Origin of the sequence: Micromonospora sp. KC723, from assembly GCF_004348595.1 — a bacterium.
In the GTDB taxonomy this organism is placed as follows: domain Bacteria; phylum Actinomycetota; class Actinomycetes; order Mycobacteriales; family Micromonosporaceae; genus Micromonospora.
In genome coordinates, this window is record NZ_SMKD01000066.1 from 1 (window position 1) to 21937 (window position 21937).

15 protein-coding genes are annotated in these 21937 nt (G+C 72.8%); 7 read left to right on the top strand and 8 right to left on the bottom strand.

All coding sequences use genetic code 11. From position 1 onward, the window contains the following. The 3 genes from trmB to E1165_RS16305 form a co-directional block, all read left to right on the top strand. A partial coding sequence (trmB, locus tag E1165_RS16295) for a tRNA (guanosine(46)-N7)-methyltransferase TrmB (RefSeq protein WP_243704812.1) occupies nucleotides 1-694 on the top strand: 694 nt, incomplete at its 5' end. Between the two features lie 69 nt (nucleotides 695-763). Continuing rightward, nucleotides 764-3268, top strand: coding sequence for an RNA helicase (locus tag E1165_RS16300; protein WP_132392338.1), 2505 nt, complete (start codon nucleotides 764-766; stop codon nucleotides 3266-3268). Nucleotides 3269-3642: 374 nt separating this feature from the next. After that, nucleotides 3643-4290 (top strand): hypothetical protein, encoded by a 648-nt coding sequence (locus tag E1165_RS16305; RefSeq protein ID WP_132392340.1) that lies wholly within the window; start codon nucleotides 3643-3645, stop codon nucleotides 4288-4290. 127 nt (nucleotides 4291-4417) lie between these two features. Here E1165_RS16305 and E1165_RS16310 read toward each other — a convergent pair whose 3' ends face one another. Genes E1165_RS16310 through E1165_RS16330 form a run of 5 tightly spaced genes read right to left on the bottom strand, consistent with a single transcriptional unit; the run spans nucleotide 4418 to nucleotide 11180 of the window. Next, nucleotides 4418-5917 carry an MFS transporter gene (locus E1165_RS16310; RefSeq protein WP_132392342.1) on the bottom strand — a complete coding sequence of 500 codons (1500 nt, stop codon included), beginning with the start codon at nucleotides 5915-5917 and terminating at the stop codon, nucleotides 4418-4420. After that, nucleotides 5914-7698 (bottom strand): IucA/IucC family siderophore biosynthesis protein, encoded by a 1785-nt coding sequence (locus E1165_RS16315; protein ID WP_132392344.1) that lies wholly within the window; start codon nucleotides 7696-7698, stop codon nucleotides 5914-5916. Before E1165_RS16315 ends, E1165_RS16310 begins: the two co-directional genes overlap by 4 nt. Next, nucleotides 7695-8270, bottom strand: a complete 576-nt coding sequence (locus E1165_RS16320; protein ID WP_132392346.1) for a GNAT family N-acetyltransferase — start codon at nucleotides 8268-8270, stop codon at nucleotides 7695-7697. The genes E1165_RS16315 and E1165_RS16320 overlap by 4 nt, the downstream gene beginning before the upstream one ends. Continuing rightward, on the bottom strand, nucleotides 8267-9607 hold the full coding sequence (locus tag E1165_RS16325; protein ID WP_132392348.1) for a lysine N(6)-hydroxylase/L-ornithine N(5)-oxygenase family protein: 1341 nt from the start codon (nucleotides 9605-9607) through the stop codon (nucleotides 8267-8269). Before E1165_RS16325 ends, E1165_RS16320 begins: the two co-directional genes overlap by 4 nt. Before the next feature lie 13 nt (nucleotides 9608-9620). Next, nucleotides 9621-11180 carry an aspartate aminotransferase family protein gene (locus E1165_RS16330; protein WP_132392350.1) on the bottom strand — a complete coding sequence of 520 codons (1560 nt, stop codon included), beginning with the start codon at nucleotides 11178-11180 and terminating at the stop codon, nucleotides 9621-9623. A gap of 155 nt (nucleotides 11181-11335) precedes the next feature. Here E1165_RS16330 and E1165_RS16335 point away from each other — a divergent pair, with 155 nt between their 5' ends. Further along, nucleotides 11336-13444 (top strand): penicillin acylase family protein, encoded by a 2109-nt coding sequence (locus E1165_RS16335; protein WP_132392352.1) that lies wholly within the window; start codon nucleotides 11336-11338, stop codon nucleotides 13442-13444. A 158-nt stretch (nucleotides 13445-13602) separates the two neighbouring features. Further along, nucleotides 13603-14043: a DoxX family protein gene (locus E1165_RS16340; protein WP_132392354.1), complete on the top strand. Its 441-nt coding sequence runs from the start codon at nucleotides 13603-13605 to the stop codon at nucleotides 14041-14043. Between the two features lie 77 nt (nucleotides 14044-14120). On the opposite strand, the gene E1165_RS16345 is transcribed toward E1165_RS16340, so the two are convergent. Further along, nucleotides 14121-14594 carry a cytidine deaminase gene (locus E1165_RS16345; protein ID WP_132392356.1) on the bottom strand — a complete coding sequence of 158 codons (474 nt, stop codon included), beginning with the start codon at nucleotides 14592-14594 and terminating at the stop codon, nucleotides 14121-14123. 168 nt (nucleotides 14595-14762) lie between these two features. Here E1165_RS16345 and hrpA point away from each other — a divergent pair, with 168 nt between their 5' ends. Beyond that, on the top strand, nucleotides 14763-18803 hold the full coding sequence (hrpA, locus tag E1165_RS16350) for an ATP-dependent RNA helicase HrpA (protein ID WP_132392358.1): 4041 nt from the start codon (nucleotides 14763-14765) through the stop codon (nucleotides 18801-18803). Nucleotides 18804-18815: 12 nt separating this feature from the next. Here the strand turns inward: hrpA and E1165_RS16355 are convergent, their stop codons facing one another. Together E1165_RS16355 and E1165_RS16360 are read right to left on the bottom strand one after the other, a co-directional pair. Next, nucleotides 18816-20177: a squalene monooxygenase gene (locus E1165_RS16355; protein WP_132392360.1), complete on the bottom strand. Its 1362-nt coding sequence runs from the start codon at nucleotides 20175-20177 to the stop codon at nucleotides 18816-18818. A 61-nt stretch (nucleotides 20178-20238) separates the two neighbouring features. Then, nucleotides 20239-21168: a LysR family transcriptional regulator gene (locus E1165_RS16360; protein ID WP_132392362.1), complete on the bottom strand. Its 930-nt coding sequence runs from the start codon at nucleotides 21166-21168 to the stop codon at nucleotides 20239-20241. Nucleotides 21169-21203: 35 nt separating this feature from the next. On the opposite strand from E1165_RS16360, the gene E1165_RS16365 reads away from it, so the two are divergent. Next, nucleotides 21204-21935 (top strand): succinate dehydrogenase cytochrome b subunit, encoded by a 732-nt coding sequence (locus E1165_RS16365; protein ID WP_132392364.1) that lies wholly within the window; start codon nucleotides 21204-21206, stop codon nucleotides 21933-21935. Nucleotides 21936-21937: the final 2 nt, after the last annotated feature.

Consider the following 21937-nt stretch of genomic DNA (forward strand, 5'->3'; position numbering starts at 1 on the left):
CCCGAACCCCACCGCCCCGGGCGCGACCCACGCCGCCCGGATCCGCACCTTCCACCCCCGGCGCGGCCGGATGACCGGCCGCCAGACGGAGGCGCTGGACCGCCTCTGGCCCAGGTACGGCCTCGACATCGCGGCCCTGGACGGCCCGTTCGACCCGGCGTCTGCCGGCCGTGGGGCCCCGGTGGTGCTGGAGATCGGCTCCGGGATGGGTGACGCCACGGCCGCCATGGCCGCCGCCGACCCGGACCGGGACTACCTGGCGGTCGAGGTGCACACCCCGGGCATCGGCAACCTGCTGGAGCTGGTGGAACGGCACGGGCTGGGCAACGTCCGGGTGGCTCGGGGCGACGCGCTGGAGCTGGTTCGGGCGATGCCCGAGGGGTGCCTGGACGCCGTGCACGTCTTCTTCCCCGACCCGTGGCCGAAGGCCCGGCACCACAAGCGGCGGATCATCCAGCCGGTCCACGTGGCGCTGCTGCGGTCCCGGCTGCGCCCCGGCGGGACGCTGCACTGCGCCACCGACTGGGCCGAGTACGCCGAGTCGATGCGCGCCACACTCACCGCCGACCCGGAACTGGTCGACGTGCACGGCGGCTTCGCGCCGCGACCCGCGCACCGGCCGGTGACCAAGTTCGAGCGCCGGGCCCTGACCGCCGGCCGCGAGGTCTTCGATCTCGTCCACCGCCGCCGCTGACCCCCACTTTCCCACCGGGCCGGCCCCGGTTGGCGCGCGGGGGCGTGCTGCGGGCACGATGGGAGCGCCATGACTCTCACCGCCGCGCTCCCGCGAACCGCCGACCCCGACACCCTCTACGACGCGTTCGCCGGCTGGGCGTCCGAGCGCGGCCTGGACCTCTATCCGCACCAGGAGGAGGCGGTCATCGAGATCGTCTCCGGGGCGAACCTGATCATGAACACCCCGACCGGCTCCGGCAAGAGCCTGGTCGCGATCGCGGCGCACTTCGCGGCCCTGGCCGAGGACCGGACGACCTTCTACACCGCCCCGATCAAGGCGCTCGTGTCGGAGAAGTTCTTCGCGCTCTGCGAGGTCTTCGGCGCGGAGAACGTCGGGATGCTCACCGGCGACGCCAGCGTCAACGCCGACGCCCCGATCATCTGCTGCACCGCCGAGATCCTGGCCAACCTGGCGCTGCGGGAGGGCGCGCGGGCCGACGTCGGTCAGGTGATCATGGACGAGTTCCACTTCTACGCCGAGCCGGACCGGGGCTGGGCGTGGCAGGTACCGCTGATCGAACTGCCGCAGGCGCAGTTCGTCCTGATGTCCGCCACGCTCGGCGACACCACCCGGTTCGTCGACGACCTGGCCCGGCGTACCGGCCGGCCGACCGCCGTCGTCCGCTCCGCCGAGCGGCCGGTCCCGCTGCTCTTCTCGTACGCGATGACGCCGCTGCACGAGACCCTGGAGGAGCTGCTGGAGACCAAGCAGGCCCCGGTGTACGTCGTGCACTTCACCCAGGCCGCCGCCCTGGAACGCGCCCAGGCCCTGATGAGCGTCAACGTCTGCACCCGCGCCGAGAAGGACATGATCGCCGCCGCGATCGGCAACTTCCGGTTCACCTCCGGCTTCGGCAAGACGTTGTCGCGGCTGGTGCGCCACGGCATCGGCGTGCACCACGCCGGCATGCTGCCCAAGTACCGCCGCCTGGTGGAGACCCTGGCTCAGGCCGGGCTACTCAAGGTCATCTGCGGCACCGACACCCTCGGTGTCGGCATCAACGTGCCGATCCGCACGGTGCTCTTCACCGGCCTGTCGAAGTACGACGGGGTGCGAACCCGGCTGCTCAAGGCCCGCGAGTTCCACCAGATCGCCGGGCGGGCCGGCCGGGCCGGCTTCGACACCCTCGGCCGGGTGGTCGTGCAGGCCCCCGAGCACGTCATCGAGAACGAGAAGGCCCTGGCCAAGGCCGGCGACGACCCGAAGAAGCGCCGCAAGGTGGTCAAGAAGAAGCCGCCGGAGGGCTCGATCGGCTGGGGCGAGCCGACCTTCCAGCGGCTGGTGGAGGCCGAGCCGGAGCCGCTGACCTCCAGCTTCCAGGTCAGCCACTCCATGCTGCTCAACGTCATCGGCCGCCCCGGCGACGCGTTCGCCGCGATGCGGCACCTGCTGACCGACAACCACGAGGAGCGCGCCGCGCAGCGTCGGCACATCCGCCGGGCCATCGCGATCTATCGGGCGCTGCGCGCCGGTGGTGTGGTCGAGCAACTCGACGAGCCCGACGAGCAGGGCCGGCGGGTCCGGCTCACCGTCGACCTCCAGCTCGACTTCGCGCTCAACCAGCCGCTGTCCCCGCTCGCGCTGGCCGCCATCGAACTGCTCGACGTCGAGTCCCCGTCGTACGCCCTCGACGTGCTCTCGGTCATCGAGTCGATCCTCGACGACCCGCGCCAGGTGCTCTCCGCCCAGCAGTTCAAGGCACGCGGCGAGGCGGTCGCCGCGATGAAGGCCGAGGGCATCGAGTACGAGGCACGCCTCGAACTGCTCGACGAGGTGACCTGGCCCAAGCCCCTGGCGGAGCTGCTGGGCAACGCGTACGAGCTGTACCGGCAGGGGCACCCCTGGGTAGCCGACCACCAGCTCTCCCCCAAGTCCGTGGTCCGCGACATGTACGAGCGGGCGATGACCTTCGGCGAGTACGTGCAGTTCTACGGGCTGACCCGGTCCGAGGGTCTGGTGCTGCGGTACCTCGCCGACGCGTACAAGACGCTGCGGCAGACCGTCCCGGAGGACGCCAAGACCGAGGAGTTGGTCGACCTCATCGAGTGGCTGGGCGAGTTGGTGCGCCAGGTCGACTCCAGCCTGATCGACGAGTGGGAGCGGCTGCGCAACCCGTCCGACGTGGCCGAGGTGGCCTCCGCGCTGGAGGACCGTCCACCGGCGGTGACCCGCAACACCCGGGCGTTCCGGGTGCTGGTGCGCAACGCGCTGTTCCGCCGGGTCGAGTTGGCCGCCCTGCGCCGCTGGGATCTCCTCGGCGAACTCGACGGCGCCGACGGGTGGGACGCCGACGCCTGGACGGACGCGCTGGAGCCGTACTTCGCCTCGTACGACGAGATCGGGGTGGGTCCCGACGCGCGCGGGCCGGCGCTGCTGATGATCGAGCAGGGCCGGGAACGCTGGACGGTACGGCAGATCCTCGACGACCCGGAGGGCGACCACGACTGGGGCATCAGCGCCGAGGTCGACCTCGCGGCGTCGGACGAGGCGGGTGCCGCGGTCATCCGGATCACCGACGTCGGGCAGCTGTAGGAGCATCCGCCCGTGCGCTGCCCGGCGTGGACGTGCGGCGGGCAGACCGGCAGCGGGCATGGCGAAGGCGTCCGGCAACACCGTCCAGCCCAGGTTCCCCGCGTCGGCCGCGACGCCGTCGGCCACCAGTCGCGGCAGGGCGATCGACGAGGGAACAGCCGTCAGCGTGGCGATCGGGTTGAGCTGTTCCCACCGGGCCTTGATCCACTCCGATCGCGGCATGTGGTGGCACCGACTCCTGCGCGACACCCCGCTCTGCCGCAACCGGGGTGCACCAAGCCGAGCAGGAACCGAGGGGCCGACCCCCTGGGCGATGTCACCCCCGTCGATTAGAATGTGTGTACTAATCGAGCTGCTGACCTGGGAGGACGCCCGTGACCGCGCCCACCTCCGCCACCCCGCTCACCCCCTACGCCACCCTCCTCGGCTTCACCCGGTACGTCGACCGCACCGGGCCGACCAAGGCCACCTTCGTCGGTGGTCTGCGCCGCCAGCGGGCCAGCCGCTCCGGCTTCAACCCGCACGGCCAGTTCGTGAAGGCTCTGAAGGCCGACGTCGCCTTCCACACCGGCGGCACCCACCTGGCACAGGTGGCCGATCTGGTCAAGCCCCGCTGGCGCCCGCTCTACCAGGCGCTCGTTCCGGGGGCGACGGCCTGGCTGGAGTCCCTCGGCGACCCGGCCGGCGTCGACCTGGCCCAGACCCGCGACGCGCTCGCCATGCTCGGCGACCTGCCCGTCAAGATCAACCCGCACTTCGGTGTCCGATACGCCGACGGCCGCGCCGAGGCGGTCCGGCTGCACTTCGACGAGGCCCCGCCGAGCGGGGAGGCGACCCTGGCCACCCTGCACCTGATGGCCCGGCACATGGACGCGGTACTGCCGCACGCCGAGCCGGTCCTGGTCGACGTGCGGCGCGGCGTGGCCCACCGGACGCCCGCCGACGCCAGACCGGAGCAGGTGGAGCAGTGGCTGGCCGGGGAGGCCGCCGCCTTCCGCGCCATCTGGTCCACCGCCGCCTGACCGGTCCGTCGCCGCCCGCCCGGCCCTGCCGGGCGGGCGGCCAGCCATCCGGCCGACGCGAACCCACCCGGCCGCCCGTCCTCCCACCTGGCGGCAGGTGACCCCGGTCAGCCGGCCTCGGGTGGCGTCAACCGGCGCGTTCGGCGCGGCGCAGCAGCCCGGCCGCGACGAGCCCGCCGGCGAGGACGGCGAGGGCGCCCACCGTCTGCCCGGTCTCCAACGCCACCCGGAAGGCGTCGGTGACCTGCCCCCGTTCGGCCTCGCCACGCGCGGCGGCCAGCGCCGCCGGGAACGACCCGGCACCGGCCAGGGCGGCCGGCAGCAGCGCGGCGAACCGGGCGTTGAGCACCGCGCCGAGCACGGCGATGCCGAGGCTGCCACCGAGTTCGGTCATGGTGCCGTCCACCCCGGCCCCGGCACCGGCCTTCTCCACCGGGATCGCGCTCATCACCGCCTCCACGATGGCGGGGTTGGCCAGCGCGCAACCCGCTCCCATCACGAGCAGCCCGGCGAGCAGCGCCGGATACCCGTCGCCCGGGGCGTGGGTGACGAACGCGAGCCCGGCGGCCAGCATCGTCATGCCGACCGCGATCGCCGCCGGCACCCCCCACCCGCGGATCAGCGCGGCGGCGGCCCCGGAGACGTTGAGCACCACGATGGAGAGCGCGAAGGGCACCATCCGCAGGCCGGCCTCCCAGGCCGAGTAGCCGCGCACGAACTGCAGTTGCTGGGTGAGCAGGAACAGCGCCCCGGTCGCCCCGAAGGTGATCAGCACGACGCCGGAGACCGCGCCGACGAACCGGCGGTGCCGGAACAGGCCCATGTCCAGCATCGGGTCGGGGATCCGCCGTTCCCAGCGCACGAAGGCGACCAGCAGCAGCACGCCGGCGCCGGCCGCGCCGCACACCGCCGGGGCGGTCCACCCCTCGTCCGGGCCGGCGATGATCGCCCAGACGATCCCGGCGAGCCCGGCCGTGGAGAGCAGCGCACCGCCGATGTCGGGGCGGCCACCGCGCGGGTCGCGGGACTCCGGCACCAGCCCCCGGACCGCCAGCAGGCAGACCACCACCACCGGGAGATTGACCAGGAAGATGGCCTGCCACGGCAGGTGGGCCAGGATGGCCCCGCCGACCGGCGGCCCGGCGGCGAACCCCAGGGCGCTGGCCGCCGCCCACAGGCCGATCGCCCGCTGCCGCTCCGCCCCGGAGAAGACCTGGATGGCCACCGCGAGGGTGGCGGTGACCAGCAGGGCCCCACCGATCCCCATGGCGCCCCGGGCCGCGATCAGCTGGCCGCTGGAACGGGCCAGCCCGGCGGCGACCGAGCCGGCCCCGAACAGGACCAGGCCGGCGAGGAGCATCCGGCGGCGGCCGTACCGGTCGGCGGCGCTGCCGGCGCTGAGCAGCAGGCCGCACAGCACCAGGGCGTACGCGTTGATCATCCACTGGACGTCGGTGGTGGTCGCGTCCAGTTCGGTGGTGAGCACCGGCACCGCCACGGTCAGCACGGTGTTGTCCAGCACCACGATCACCTGGGTCAGGCAGAGCACCGCCAGGATCCACCACCGCCGGCGGACCGGGGCGGCGGGCCGGACCGCCTCGACGGTCGGCGGGGCGACGGTGCTCATCGCGGCGGGGCGAAGCGGGCGATCGGGTTGGCCAGGGTGCCGACGAACTGGAGCGCCGCCGACGGGTCGGCCAGGTCGACCATCTGCCGGTTGTCGCGCAGTTGCAGCCGGTTCAGGCAGGACAGCGGGAACTCGGCGACGAACAGGTCGTACCGGCGTAGCCGGTCGGCCAGGTGCGGGACGCTGTCGGCGTAGTCCGCCGCGCATTCGGCCACCGTGCGCCAGAAGGTGTCCTCGTCGAGGACGCCCTCGGTGACCAGGATGGCGTTGAGGTGGCGCAGGAAACAGTCGACCACGTCCGTGAAGATCGACAGGATCTTCTCGTCCTCGGGGACGGTGACCTGGACCCGGCGCACCCGGGGCGGCAGCTCGGCCGTCGGGTCCATCACCACGATCTCCTCGGCGATGTCCTTGAAGATCACCCGTTCGACCGTGCCCTCGTGCAGCACCAGGATGACGTTCTCCCCGTGCGGCATGAACGCCAGGTCGTGGGCGTAGAGGCTGTGCAGCAGCGGGACCAGGTAGGCGTCGAGGTAACGGCGCAGCCACCGCGCCGCCGGCAGGCCCGACCGGGCGACCAGCGCGCCGGCGAACGACCGGCCGGCCCGGTCGACGTGCAGCAGGGACGCCATGGTCGCCAGCCGCCGGCCCGGCTCCAGGCCGGGAACGGGGCTCTCCCGCCACAGCGCCGCCAGCATCTTCCGGTACGGGGAGTACCGGTCGGTCGCCGCCTCGTACTGGCGGTGGCGGTACCCGACGGCGGCCCGCTCCCGCAGGATCGACAACCGGGTACGCCGCAACACCGGGTCGCCGTCGACCAGGGCGGCGAGCCAGTCGTTGATGGCCGGGGTGTCCTGCATGTACGCGGCGGACAGTCCGCGCATGAAGCCCATGTTCAGCACCGACAGGGCCGTCTTGACGTAGTGCCGGCCCGGTTCGGTGACGTTGAAGAAGGTCCGGATCGACTGCTGGGCGAGGTACTCGTCCGGCCCCTCACCGAGGCAGACCACGTCCCGCCGGGCGACCTCGCCGGCGAAGGTGACCGCGAGCCTGTTCCACCACTGCCAGGGATGCACCGGGATGAGCAGGTAGTCGGCCGGGTCCAGGCCGAGGCCGGTCAGGGTGTCGGCGAAACGGGCGAGGGTCGGCGCGCCGAGTTCGGCGCGGACCAGGGTGTCGTAGTCCAGGTCGGCGGCACAGCTGAAGGTGGTGTGGTCCCGGTGCGCGGCCAACCAGAGCAGCCGGACCGGCCGGGCCGCCTCCGGGGCGTACCGGTGGTACTCGTGCACCCCGAAACCGATCCGGCCGTTGTTGGCCACGAAGCAGGGGTGCCCCTCGGTCATCTGGGTCTCGATCTCCTGGAAGTCCGCCTCGACCAGGTCGGCGGCGCTCACCTGCGGCTTGCCGAGCTTGTACGCCGTCCCGGCCAGTGTCGAGGTGATCTCTTCCAGGTACACCGGCAGGACCTCGTCGCTGAGCCCGAGCGCGCCCCGCAGTTCGAGGCAGAGGTCGACGGCGTCGAGGGGCAGTTCCCGGTCGCCGGCGTGCCGGGTGATGCTGGCCGGGTCGATCCGCCAGTGGTCGAGGGCGAGCAGCCGGGCCTGGAACCGGTACTCGACGGTGCCGTCGTCGGCGCGTACCCGGTAGCGGTCCGTACCGATCGGTTCTGGGCTGACCAGGCGTTCGTGGGCGAACTCCGCGAGGGCCTTGCGGACCAGCAGCCGGTTGGCCTCGGCCCAGCGTCGCGGGGTCAGGTGGTCCACGGATGTGGTCGGGTTCACGCGGGTACGTCTCCTCGGGTGGCGGCCAGGAACTGGTCCCGGGTGCAGACGCTGAGCAGGGCGTCCTTCTCCGGTTTGCGGATCGGGCCGACGACGGTGAAACCGACGGCCGCGTTGAGCGCGTGCACGGCGGTGTTGCGCACGTCCGGTTCGACCACGACCCGGCGGGTGGTGGGGTCGGCGAACAGCCACGCCATCACGGTGGTGATGACCGCCCGGGTGAAGCCGTGCACGGGGGTGTCGGTGGGCGCGCAGAGGAAGTGCATGCCGACGTCGCCCTCGGCGTGGTCGTAGCGGCCGACGAGTTCGACGTGGGCGGGGTCGTACCGCTCGGCGAGGAACCCGGGCCGGCCGCGCCACGAGCCGAGGTACGCGTCGTGGTGCGGGTGCGCGGCGATCCGCCGGTACTCCTCGGCCACCCGGCTCTGGTCGGCGTCCCGCATCAGCCAGAACGCCGACCTGGGGTGGGTGACCCAGCGGTGCAGCAGCGCCGCGTCACCGTCGGGGTCGACCGGACGCAGGGTGAACTCGCCCAGACGGTCGTCGTGCCAACGCCAGCTCGGCCCGGTCACCGGAGCACCTCGTTCCGCGGCCGCGGGACCGGCCCGCCCGCCGTGCCCGTGGACGCCGCCTCCGCTACGCCGAACTCCTGGAAGGCGATGCGCTCCTCGATCCGGTAGTGCTCCCGGCCGGTCAGCTCCCGGATGATCCAGGAGTTCCGGTACGGCCCCATGCCCAGGTCGGGCGAGGTGATGCTGTGCGCGTGGGTGGCGGCGTTCTGTAGGAAGACAGCCCGGCCGGAGTGGTCGATGCTGTAGTTGCGGGCCACGTCGAACCGGCCGTGGGAGTCCCAGCGGAGCCGGTCATGGATCGGCGCGAGGAACTCCGGCACCTGGTAGTGGTACCCGGTGGCCAGGACGAGGCCCTCCGTGTCGAGGGTGAAGTCGCGGCCCTGCTCCTCGTGGCGCAGCCCCAGCGTGTACGTCCCGGTCCCCTCGTCGTACGCGGCCGTGGCCAGCGCGGTGTTGGTCATCAGCCGGGTCGGCACCGGGCCGTGGACGCTCTTGGCGTACAGCAGGTCGAAGATGTCGTTGATCAGGTCGGCGTTGACACCCTTGAACAGCCCCTTCTGCTCGGCCTCCAGCCGGTAGCGGGTCGGCTCGGGCAGGGCGTGGAAGTAGTCCACGTAGTCCGGCGAGGTCATCTCCAGCGTCAGCTTGGTGTACTCCAACGGGAAGAACCGTGGCGAGCGAGTCACCCAGTTCAGCTGGTAGCCGCCGGTGTCGATGTCGGCGAGCAGGTCGTGGTAGATCTCCGCCGCGCTCTGCCCGCTGCCGACCACCGTGATGCTCCGTTTGGCCCGCAACGCCGCCCGGTGCTCCCGGTACCGCGAGTTGTGGATCAGGTCGCCGCCCAGGTCCCGGCAGGCCTTCGGCAGGTACGGCGGGGTGCCGGTGCCGAGCACGAGGTGCCGGGCGCGGTGGGTCACCCGCTCGCCGGCCGCCTCGGCGTGTACGACGTACCGCTCGTCGGCCGGGTTGTACTCGACGGAGGTGACCCGGTGGCCGAACCGGACGCTGGACAGCTTCGCGGCGGCCCACCGGCAGTACTCGTTGTACTCGCTGCGCAGCGGGAAGAAGCTCTCCCGGATGTAGAACGGGTACAGCCGACCGGACTCCTTCAGGTAGTTCAGGAAGGAGTACGGGGAGGTCGGGTCGGCCAGGGTGACCAGGTCGGCGATGAACGGCGTCTGCAGGCGGGTGGACTCCAGCAACATGCCGGGATGCCAGTCGAAGGCGTCCCGCGCCTCCAGGAACAGGCCGTCGAGGTCGCCGATCGGCTCCGTCAGGCAGGCCAGGCCGAGGTTGTACGGGCCCAGCCCGACGGCGATGAAATCGTGGGTCGACACGGTTCTCTCCTGGTCAGCCGACGGGGCAGGACAGCTCGCCGGCCGTGCGGGTGCGCACGTACCAGCCGGCCTGTTCGGCGATGAGATCGAGGACGTGGGCCACGTCCTCGGTGGTGGTCTCGGGGTTGAGCACAGTGAACTTCAGGTAGTGGGCGCCGTCCACCTTCGTGCCGGCGACGACGGCGGCGCCGGAGGCGGCGAGGGCCTCGCGGGCGTGCAGGTTGGCGTCGTCGACGTACCGCTGCCCGGGGCCGGTCGGCAGGTAGCGGAACACCACGGTGCTCAGTTGGGACCGGGTCACCACCTCGAAGCGGGGGTCGTCGGTGAGCAGCCGGTACGCGTCGGCGGCCCGGTCGACGACCTCGTCGAAGAGCGCCCCGACCGCGTCGGGGCCCATGATGCGCAGGGTCAGCCAGAGCTTGAGGGCGTCGAAGCGGCGGGTGGTCTGGATGCTCTTGTCGACCTGGTTGGGGATGCGCCGCTCGACCGCGCGGGCCGGGTTGAGGTAGTCGGCGTGCCAGGTGGCGTGCCTCAGCACCCGGCGGTCGCGGACCAGCAGCGCGCTGGAGCTGACCGGCTGGAAGAAGGACTTGTGGTAGTCCACGGTCACCGAGTCGGCCCGCTCGATACCGTCGAGCAGGTGCCGCCGCGTCGGCGAGACCAGCAGCCCGCACCCGTACGCGGCGTCGACGTGCAGCCACACCCCGGCCGCGGCGCAGATGTCGGCGACGGCGGGCAGCGGGTCGATGGTGCCGAAGTCGGTGGTGCCGGCGGTCGCCACCACGGCCATCACGGTCAGCCCGTCGCGCCGGCAGCGGTCGATCGTCCGGGCCAGTTCGTCGGCACGCATCCGGCGGTCGGCGCCGGTGGGCACGGCCAGCACCGCGTCCGCGCCGAGGCCGAGCAGCTTCGCCGCCTTCTGCACGCTGAAGTGGCCGGCCACCGAGGTGATGACGCGCAGCCGGGACAGCAGCTCCGGCCGGGACGGCCGGACACCGGCGGGGTCGCCGAGCCGGGCGCCGGCCTCCTCCCGGGCCAACAGCATCGCCTGCAGGTTCGACTGGGTGCCGCCGCTGGTGAACACGCCGTCGGCGGCCGGCCCGAGCCCGATCCGGTCCGCCGTCCAGTCGATGAGCCGCCGCTCGATCAGGGTGCCGCCGGCGCTCTGGTCCCAGGTGTCCATGGAGGAGTTGACCGCGGAGAGCACCGCCTCGCCGAGCAGCGCGGGGATGACCACCGGGCAGTTCAGGTGGGCCAGGTAGCGGGGGTGGTGGAAGTAGACGGCGTCGCGCAGGTAGACGTCCTGGAGTTCGTCGAGAGCCGCCCGGGTGTCGCCCAGTGGCTGGTCCAGGTCGATGCCGTCGATCCGGGGCGCGAGTTGCTCGGGGGTGACGCCGGTGCACGGTCCGTCCGTGGCGGCCACCCGGGCGGCCACCCGGGCGATCCCGTCGGCCAGTGTCCGGCGGTAGTGCTCCACCGTGCCGCTGTGGAACAGGTGGGCCCGGCCGGTGGCCGTCGGGGCGCGGAACCCCGCGGCCGGCCGGGCCGTGGCGGTTGGTCCGGACAGACTCATGTTGGTCCTCAGGGTCGAGAGTGGACACGAAGGGTGAGGGGGTGCGCACCACGCGCAGGCGGGCCCATTAGTTAGGTTACCCTAACCTAAGCTAGGGTAACCTAACTTCTTGGCCGCATCCGCCTGGTGCGGTCGCGCCCGGAAGGTGAGGCCTCGTGACCGGCATCCATCGCGACGACTGGGGCATCCCCCACCTGTACGCCGACACGGTCGACGGCCTGGCCCGCCTCCAGGGCCGTGCGGCCGCCCTCGACCGGGCCTGGCAGATCGAGACCGAGCGGTGGCGCGCGGAGGGCCGGCTCGCCGAGCACGTCGGCCCCGCCGGTCTGACCTGGGACCGGTTCGCCCGGCGCGCCCGCCTCGACGACACCGCGCAGCGCTGCTTCCACCGCCTCCCGCCCGCCATCCGACGATGGGTCACCGCCTATGTCGACGGCGTGAACGACGGGCTCGCCGAGGGGGCCGCCGGCGCACCGGAGTTCGCCTCGGTCGGCGGTGCGCCCGGCCGGTGGCGGCCGTGGTCGCCACTCGGCGTCTTCCTCGTCCAGCACGTGCTCTTCTCGACGTTCCCCAACAAGCTGTGGCACGCCCACGTCGCCGCCACGCTCGGGCCGGCGGCGACCGACCTCTTCGCCGTCGAGGGACCGGGCGGCTCCGGCAGCAACGCCTGGGCCGTACCCGGTGACCCCACCACCGGCCGCGCTCCGGTCATCGCCGGCGATCCGCACCGCGTCCTCGAACTGCCCGGCGTCTACCAGCAGATCCACCTGGTGTGCCCCGAGTTCGACGTGCTCGGTTTCGCCTTCCCCGGCGTGCCGGGGCTGCCCCACTTCGGGCACGCCGGCGACGTCGCCTGGGCGGTCACCAACGCCATGGCCGACTACCAGGACCTCTACCGGGAACAACTGCGCCGCGACGGCGACCTGTTGCTGGTCCGCGACACCGACGGCTGGGTACCGGCGCGGCGCCACGCCGAGCGGGTCAGGGTACGCGGCGGCGACGACGAGATCGTGGAGATCATCGAGACGCCCCGGGGACCGGTCATCGACCGCGACCGGCACACCGGAGAGGCGATCAGCCTGCGCACCCCGTCCCGGGTCGAGGAGAGCCTGGGCTTCGAGGCGCTGCTGCCGCTGCTGCGCGCCCGCACCGTCGATGACGTCGCCGACGCGCTGACCGGCTGGGTCGAGCCGGTCAACAGCGTCCTGGTGGCGGACCGCACCGGCAGCGTCCACCGCCTGGTCGCCGGGCTCGTGCCACTGCGCGACGACCGGTGCCGCCGGGAGCCGGTGCCCGGCTGGGATCGGCGCTTCCGGTGGCACGGCGGGTACGCCGAGTCGGAACCCACCCCGGTCGACGGGTTCGCGGTCTGCGCCAACGACCGCCGCGAGGACGTGGCCGACGTGGGCGTCGACTTCGCCCCGCCGCACCGCGCCCGGCGGATCCGGGCCCTGCTCGCCGACGGGGCCGCCCCGCAGACCGTCCACATGGACACCCGGCTCGCCGCGACGCCGCTGCGCGACCTGCTCACCCGGCTCGATCCCAAGACACTCACCCCACCGGCCCGCGCACTACGCGAACGGCTCGTCGCCTGGGACGGGCGGATGAGGGCCGACAGCACCGACGCCGGGGCGTTCGCCGCCTGGCGCGCGGCGCTGGCCCGCCGGCTGCACGACCACCCGTGCCTGCGCCCACTGCGCGCCCCCGGCGGCTACGACGTTCTGTTCCGGCCGTGGACGGATCCGCTGGCCCGCATCGGCCACGCCCTCGACGGCGTGGTGGCCGGGCTGCACCGCCTCGGCGGCGACATCGCGCCGGTGGCGGCCGTGGCCCTGGCCGACGCCGCGACCGAACCGCCGCAGCGCTGGGGGCGGCGGCACCTGTTGCGGCCGGTCTACCTCGGTGTGGCGCCGGTCGTCGACGCGGCGGTGACCGCCATGCGGGACGGGGTCGATCTCGGCGGCGACACCGACTGCGTACTGGCCACCGCCAGCGTCCCCGGCGTCTCCGACGCCTGCTGGCGGGGACCGGTCGCCCGCTACGTGTGGGATCTCGGCGATCGGTCCCGCAGCCGCTGGATCGTCCCCTTCGGCGCGTCCGGGCGCCCCGACGATCCGCACTTCGCCGACCAGCTCCGGCGCTGGGCGGCCGGCGAACTGATCCCGGTGGGCGGGGGATCGACCGAACCGCCACCCCGGGCCCGGTCACTTCCGGATCGTGATCCGAACCTCAAGTTGAATGCTCAAAAGTTGAGCCTTCAATAGTTTCTCGGTACGGTGGACCTCGACGGCACACCGGCGACCACGGCCCGGCCCAGGCACGGCTCTACCCGGCCGAACCGGGCCCCGCGCCAGCCGTCACCCACCGGCCGGTGGTCCGCACCGCAGGCCGGTCCGTCGTACACCAGACCGAGGAGAACAGCATGACCCTGCCCACCCCCGTCCGCGACGTCGCGATCCTGCTCGCCCGGATCGGCATCGGCATCGTCTTCTTCGCCCACGGCTGGCAGAAGCTGGTCACCAACGGCGTCGACGGCACCGCCGCCTTCTTCGGCGAGGCCGGCGTACCCCTGCCGACCCTCTCGGCGTGGTTCGCCACGCTGGTCGAGCTGGCCGGCGGCGCGGCGCTGATCGTCGGCGCGGGCGTCACCGTCGCCGGCCTGCTACTGGCGCTGAACATGGCCGGCGCCTTCCTCTTCGTGCACGCCGGCAACGGCCTCTTCGTCGACCAGGGCGGCTACGAGTTCGTCCTCGCCCTCGGCGCGGCGAGCCTGCTGCTGGCCGGGGTGGGCGCCGGCCGGTTCAGCGTCGACCACCTGCTGTTCGGCCGCCGCGCCCGCGCCACCGGCACCGCTCCCGCCTGACCGGGCACCGCCCCCGCCTGACCGGAACCGCCCCCGCCTGACCGGAACCGCTTGGGCGACGCGCGCCGGGAAGCCGCTCAGTCCTCCGAGGCCGGGCGGCTGGCGGGGACGGTCGGCATCGGCCACTGCCCGGTGCGGACGAGCGCGGAGGCGTCGAGCCGCTGGTCGTCCCAGACATCCGCATCGGGGAGGAGCTCGGCCACCGGCACCAGCCGCAACGCGTCCATCGGGCCGACGATCACGTGGATCGAGGGGACGTGGTCGAGCAGCACCTGGCGGCACCGCCCGCACGGCGGGACCACCCCCCGTCCGCGGTCCCCCACCGCGACGATGGTTTCCAGCTCGCTGACGCCCTGGGTCGCGGCGGTTCCGAGGACGACAAGCTCGGCGCACGGACCGCCGGTGACGTGCGCGACGTTCACACCGGTGAACACCCGGCCGTCGGCCGTCCGGGCCGCGGCGGCAACGGTGTGCCGGTCACTGCGGCACCGCAGCTTGGCGACCGCGGTCGCGGCCTGGACCAGCGCCCGGTCCGTGTCCAGCATGTCCATCTTGCGCCCCCGTCCTGTCGCCGGACAGCCTAGCCCGGCCCGCCCGCGTTCCCCGGCAGCAACGCCCGTCACGCCTTCGGACGATCCCGGCAAGATCGACCTCGATTGCGCCAGGCGGCGGTAACCCGGGGGCGGTCCGCCCTCGGGCTGCCTATCCTTGGCGACGACATGCAGAATCCCGCCGCACCCGCCGCAGCCGTCACCGTCCGCGAGCTGCACCGCCGCCTGGACTTCCTGATGTTCCGCGACCAGCGCCGCCTCCAGCGGCGGCTGGACGGCGTCCGGAAGCTCAGGGACCCGCAGCGACGCGACAGCGCGCTGGCCGAGATCGCCGCCGAGCTGGCCCGAGCCGAGGCGCGGCTGGCCGCCAGGCGCGCCGCCGTGCCGGTGGTCACCTACCCGCCGCAGTTGCCGGTCAGCGAACGCAAGGACGACATCGCCGCCGCCATCCGCGACCACCAGGTGGTGATCGTGGCCGGCGAGACGGGCTCCGGCAAGACCACCCAGCTACCCAAGATCTGCCTGGAGCTGGGACGCGGCGTGCACGGGTTCATCGGGCACACCCAGCCCCGCCGGCTCGCCGCCCGCACCGTCGCCGACCGGATCGCCGAGGAGCTCGGCACCGAACTGGGTGACGTGGTCGGCTACAAGGTCCGCTTCACCGACCAGGTCGGCGACAACAGTCTGGTCAAGCTGATGACCGACGGCATCCTGCTGGCCGAGTTGCAGACCGACCGGATGCTGCGCCAGTACGACACGCTGATCATCGACGAGGCGCACGAACGCAGCCTCAACATCGACTTCATCCTCGGCTACCTGAAGCAACTGCTCCCCCGCCGTCCCGACCTCAAGGTCGTCATCACCTCGGCCACCATCGAGACCGACCGGTTCGCGAAGCACTTCGCCGACGCCGACGGCGAGCCCGCCCCGGTCGTCGAGGTCTCCGGACGCACCTACCCGGTCGAGGTGCGGTACCGGCCGCTAATCGAGGTGACCGAGGCCGAGGAGGACTCCGGTGACGACGAGGAGAACGTCCGCGACCAGATCCAGGCCATCGGCGACGCGGTCGAGGAACTTGCCGCCGAGGGGCCCGGCGACATCCTGGTCTTCCTCAGCGGCGAGCGGGAGATCCGGGACACCGCCGAGGCGCTGGGGAAGCTGGTGCAGAGGAAGCGGTCCCTGCTCGGCACCGAGATCCTCCCGCTGTACGCGCGGCTGTCCACCGCCGAGCAGCACCGGGTCTTCGCCCCGCACGCCGGTCGCCGCGTGGTGCTGGCCACCAACGTCGCCGAGACGTCGCTGACCGTCCCCGGCATCAAGTACGTGGTGGACCCGGGCACCGCCCGGATCTCCCGCTACTCCAGTCGGCTCAAGGTGCAGCGGCTGCCCATCGAACCGGTCTCCCAGGCGTCGGCAAACCAGCGCAAGGGGCGCTGCGGTCGCACCTCCGACGGCATCTGCATCCGCCTCTACGACGAGCAGGACTTCCTCACCCGGCCCGAGTTCACCGACCCGGAGATCCTGCGTACCAACCTCGCCTCCGTCATCCTCCAGATGACCGCGATCGGGCTCGGCGACATCGCCGCGTTCCCCTTCATCGACCCGCCCGACCGGCGCAACATCGCCGACGGCGTCAACCTGCTGCACGAGCTGGGCGCGCTCGACCCGACCGAGAACGACCCGGCGAAGCGGCTCACCGAGTTGGGCCGGCGGCTGGCCCAGCTGCCGGTCGACCCGCGGCTGGCCCGGATGGTGCTGGAGGGCGAGCGCAACGGCTGCGCCACCGAGGTCGTCGTGATCGCCGCCGCGCTCTCCATCCAGGACCCGCGCGAACGGCCGGCGGAGAAGCAGGCCCAGGCGGACCAGGCACACGCCCGGTTCGCCGACGCCGAGTCCGACTTCGTCGCGTACCTGAACCTGTGGCGGTACCTGCGGGAACAGCAGCGCGCCCTGTCCTCCGGCGCGTTCCGGCGGATGTGCAAGGCGGAGTACCTCAACTACCTGCGGGTCCGCGAGTGGCAGGACATCGTCAGCCAGCTGCGCCAGGTCAGCCGTACGCCGGAGGTCGGCGACGGACGACGGGGCCGGCGCGACAGCGCGCAGGCCGCGCCCGACGGCGGCGCACGGCGCGGCGGCGCGGACCTGCCGGAGGAGATCGACACCCCGAAGGTGCACCAGTCGCTGTTGCCCGGCCTGCTGTCGCACATCGGGCTCAAGGACGCCCAGAAGCACGAGTACCTGGGGGCGCGGGGCGCGAAGTTCGCGATCTTCCCCGGTTCGGCGCTCTTCAAGAAGCCGCCGCGCTGGGTGATGGCCGCCGAGCTGGTGGAGACCTCCCGGCTGTGGGGCCGGGTCGCCGGGCGGATCGAGCCGGAGTGGGTCGAGCCGCTGGCGCAGCACCTGGTCAAGCGTAGCTACAGCGAGCCGCACTGGGAGAAGAAGCAGGCCGCGGTGATGGCCTACGAGAAGGTCACGCTGTACGGCATCCCGCTGGTCACCTCCCGGAAGGTCAACTTCGGGCGGATCGACCCGGCGCTGAGCCGGGAACTGTTCATCCGGCACGCCCTCGTCGAGGGCGACTGGTCCACCCACCACCAGTTCTGGCAGGACAACCAGCGACTGCGCGCCGAGGTCGAAGAGTTGGAGAACCGGGCCCGGCGGCGGGACATCCTGGTCGACGACGAGACGATCTTCCAGTTCTACGACGAGCGGATCCCCGCCGACGTGGTCTCCGGCCGGCACTTCGACGCCTGGTGGAAGCAGGCCCGTCGGGAACGCCCCGACCAGCTCACCTTCACCCGGGAGCTGTTGGTCAACACCGGCCGCGGCGGGGTGGACGAGACCGACTACCCCGACGAGTGGCGGGCCGACGGGGTCACCCTGCCGCTGACGTACACCTTCGACCCGACCGCCCCCGGCGACGGCGTCACCGTCGACATCCCGCTGCCGTTGCTGAACCAGGTGCCGGCGGAGAGCTTCGACTGGCAGGTGCCGGGACTGCGCGAGGAACTGGTCATCGCGCTGATCCGGTCGCTGCCCAAGGCGGTGCGCCGCAACTTCGTCCCGGTGCCGGACTACGCCCGCGCCGCCCTGGCCGCGATCACCCCCGGCGAGGAGCCGCTGCTCGACGCGCTGGCCCGGCAGCTACGCCGGATGACCGGGGTCACCGTCCCGCGCGAGGCGTGGGACGTCGGCAAGCTCCCGCCGCACCTGCGGGTCGGTTTCCGGGTGCTCGACGAGGAGAACCGGCCGGTCGCCGAGGGCAAGGATCTCGCTGCCCTGCAACGCCAGCTCCGCCAGGAGGTACGCCAGGTCGTGGCCGCCGCCGCGCCGGACGTCGCCCGGACGGGCCTGAAGGAGTGGAGCATCGACTCTCTCCCCCGCACCATCGAGCAGGTCCGCGCCGGGTACGCGGTGACCGCGTACCCGGCGCTGGTGGACGAGGGCGCCACCGTCGGGGTGAAGGTGTTCGACTCCCCCGCCGAGCAGGAGGCCGCGCACTGGGCGGGCACCCGCCGGCTGCTGCGGCTGACCGTGCCGTCCCCGGCGAGGTTCCTGCAGGGCCGGCTCTCCAACGAGGCGAAGCTGGCGTTGAGCCGCAACCCGCACGGCGGGGTGCAGCAGCTCATCGAGGACGCGGCCGGCGCGGCGATCGACAGGCTGGTCGCCGACGCGGGCGGACCGGCCTGGGACGCCGACGGCTTCGCCGCGCTGCGCGAGCGGGTCCGCGCCGACCTGGTCGACACCGTGGTCGAGGTGATGGACCGGGTCCGCAAGGTGCTCGCCGCCGCGTACGCGGTGGAGCAGCGGCTCGGCAAGACCCAGAACCTGGCCGTGGTGGCCGCCCTGGCCGACATCCGCCAGCAGCTCTCCGGCCTGGTGCACCCGGCTTTCATCACCGAGACCGGGTACGCCCGCCTGCCCGACCTGCTGCGCTACCTGACCGCCATCGACCGGCGGCTGGACCGGCTTCCGGGCAACCCGCAGCGGGACCGCCAGCAGCAGGACCGGATCGCGGCGGTGCGCAAGGAGTACGCCGACATGCTGGCGGCGCTGCCGCCGGGGAAACGGAACTCGGCGGCGGTCCGGCAGATCCGTTGGATGATCGAGGAGTTGCGGGTCAACGTCTTCGCGCAGGCGCTGGGCACTCCGTACCCGGTCTCGGAGCAGCGGATCTACCGGGCGATGGACGAGGCCGAGGGGCGCTGACCCGCCCGCCGGTCAGGCCGGGTGGCGCTGGACCTGCCGGACCGAGGCCGGAGCCGGACGCGGACCGCGCAGCACGCGCAGCACGCGACCCGGGGTGAGCAGCCGCGTCGGCGGGTCGACCAGGTTGATCACCCGCAGGAAGGCCGCGCCGAGGTCGGCGTCCGTGGTGGCCGCCGCGTGCAGCCGGGCGACATAGGCGTTGACCAGCCGTACCTTGAGGGTGCGCCGGCCGACGACCTCGGGGAAGCGCAGGTCGGTGCCGACGGAGATCTGCCAGGGGCCGTCGATCAGCCGGGCCGCCCCCCGGTAGAAGCGGCGGGCCAGCCGGTCACCGCCCTCGGCGAGCAGCCGGCGCAGCAGCAGCGCCTCCAGCGAGGCCACCGTGATGCCCTGCCCGTAGATCGGGTTGAAGCTGCACAGCGCGTCGGCGAAGACCAGGTGCCCCTCGGGCAGGCGGCGCAGCCGCTCGTAGCGGCGGCGGACGCTGGCCGGGTAGCGCATCCGGACCGGCTCGCTCGCCGGCAGTGCGGTGCGCAGCAGCTCACCGATCTGCGGGGCGGACAACGAGCCGGCGAAGGCGGCCATGCCCGCGTCGTCGGTGGGCGGCTGCTCCCCGAGCACGCCGCTGAGCACCACCGCGAACCGGCCGTCCTCGTGCGGGGCGACGATGCCGGCGCGAGGCCGCCCCGGCACCGCGTTGGCCAGCGCGCCGAGCAGCCCTTCCAGCTGGCCCGGTTCCCGGCGGTAGGTCCGGGTGACGTAGGTGACGTCGATTCCGACCCGCTCCTCGGGCGCGGCCGGGTGACCGAGCTCGGCGAGCCAGCCCGGGCTGCGGCTGCCCCGGCCGCCGGCGTCGACCACCAGGTCCGCGTCGATGGTGGTCTCGGCCCGCGCCGCCCCGCCGGGGATCACCCGCACCCCGACGACACGGGCCCCGTCGCCCTCGGCGAGCAGGCCGGTGACCGTGTGCCCGGACAGCACCCGTACGCCGGGCAGGACGGCGACCCGCTCCCGCACCACCTGCTCCAGCAGCGGCCGGCTCATGCCGTAGGCGACCAGGTCGGAGGGGGCGCGGCGCATCCGGTGCCCGTCGTTGTACCAGTGCACCTCGCCGTGCAGGTCGACCGGGCAGGCGCCGCGGGCGGTCAGTTCCTCGCCGATGCCGGGGAACAGTTCGACGAGCACCTGCCGTCCCCGGTCCAGCAGCACGTGCAGTTGGCGTCCCTGGGGCACGCCGCGTCGGCTGGTCGGGGTCGCCGGCAGGTCGTCCCGGTCGAGCAGGATCACCTCGGCGTACCGCTCGCACAGCGCCCGGGCCGCGAGCAGGCCGCCCATGCTGGCGCCGATGACCACGGCGCGTCCGGTAGGTGCCATGCGGGGAGCGTAGGGGCGGCACGGGGGGCGTGGCGTCTTCCAGCGTGCGCGACCGGGGCAGTCAGAGCGGCTCCACCCCGGGAGGCAGTTCGTCGCCGCCGGTGGCGTCGTGCACGTACTCCAGCAGGATCCGGCGCAGTTCCCGGCCGGCGTGGGTGGGCACCACGTCGCGCCGGCGGGCCACCGCGATCGTCCGCCGTACGCCCGGCGGGGCGAGGCGGGTGACCCGGACGCCGGCCCGGCGGGCGACCACGATGCCGGGGACGAGGGCGATGCCGAGGCCCGCCTCGACGAAGCTGAGCACCGCGTCCATCTCCCCGCCGTCGACCGCGACGGTCGGTTCGAACCCGGCGTCCCGGCAGGCCTGGAGGGTGGCGTCGCGCAGGTCGTAGCCCTCGCGGAACATGACCAGCGGCTGGTCGCGCAGGTCGGTGACGCGCAACTGGCCGGTCCACTCCGCCGCGGGCAGCGGGTCGACGGAGGCGACGACCAGGCTCTCCCGCAGGATGGGGTCGACGCGCAGCCCGGGGTCGGCCCCCTGTGCGGGCATGATGATCAGCGCGAGGTCGAGATCGCCGCGGAGCAGGTCACGGACGAGGTCCTGGGAGCCGCCCTCCTCGACCCGCAGGTCGACGGTGGGGTGGGCGTCGCGGAACCGGCGCAGCACCGGCGGGGCCAGTGAGGTGGCCAGGCTGGGGGTGGCGCCGAGGCGGACGCGGCCCCGGCGCAGGCCGACCAGTTCCTGCACCTCGCGGGTGGCGGTCTCCACGTCGGCGAGGATCCGCTTGGCCAGCGGCAGCAGCACCTCACCGGCCGTGGTGAGGGTGATGTTGCCCCTTACCCGCTCGAAGAGCGGGGCCCCGAGGTCGGTCTCCAGGGCGTGAATTTGCTTACTCAGCGAGGGCTGGGTGATGCCGACCAGGTCAGCGGCTTGGGTGAAATGTCGTACTTCGGCAACCGCCACGAAGTACTTCAGCTGATGGAGCTGCATCTACATAGCCTACGGCTATCAAGACTGCGAGGTCGATGCATTGGACGACTGATCAAACTACTTCTAGCGTCGATGGAGTGGTAATCACGAAACCCCGGTCGCCCATCCGCTCCACCGTCGGCCTCAAGGCCGTCATGGCGGTGACGGGCCTGCTCCTCGTGCTGTTCCTCATCGCCCACATGCTCGGCAACCTGAAGATCTTCGCCGGTCCCGAGTCGTTCAACCACTACGCCCACTGGCTGCGCGAGCTGGGCACCCCCCTGCTGCCCGCCGGTTGGTACCTGTGGTTGCAGCGCGGCGTGCTCCTGGCCGCCCTGGTCGCCCACATCTGGGCCGCGACCATGCTGGCGGTACGCGCCCGGGCCGCCCGCCCGGTCAGGTACGCCCACCGCAAGAAGATCCAGGGCAGCTACGCCGCCCGCACCATGCGGTGGGGTGGGGTGATCATCGGCCTCTTCGTGATCTACCACATTCTGGACCTGACCACCGGTCACCTGAACCCGGTCGGCGACCCGACCCGGCCGCAGGCCAACGTGGTGGCGGACTTCGCGCCCGAGCGCTGGTACGTGACCCTCTTCTACACCCTCGCGGTGGTCGCCCTCGGCTTCCACCTGCGCCACGGCGCCTTCAGCGCGTTCCGCAGCCTGGGCCAGCAGACACCGAGGGGTGAGCGCCGGGCCCGGAACGTCGCGCTGGTCTTCGCCGTCGCGCTGACCGCCGGCTACCTGGTGGTGCCGTTCGCCGTACTCATCGGATTGGTGCGCTGACC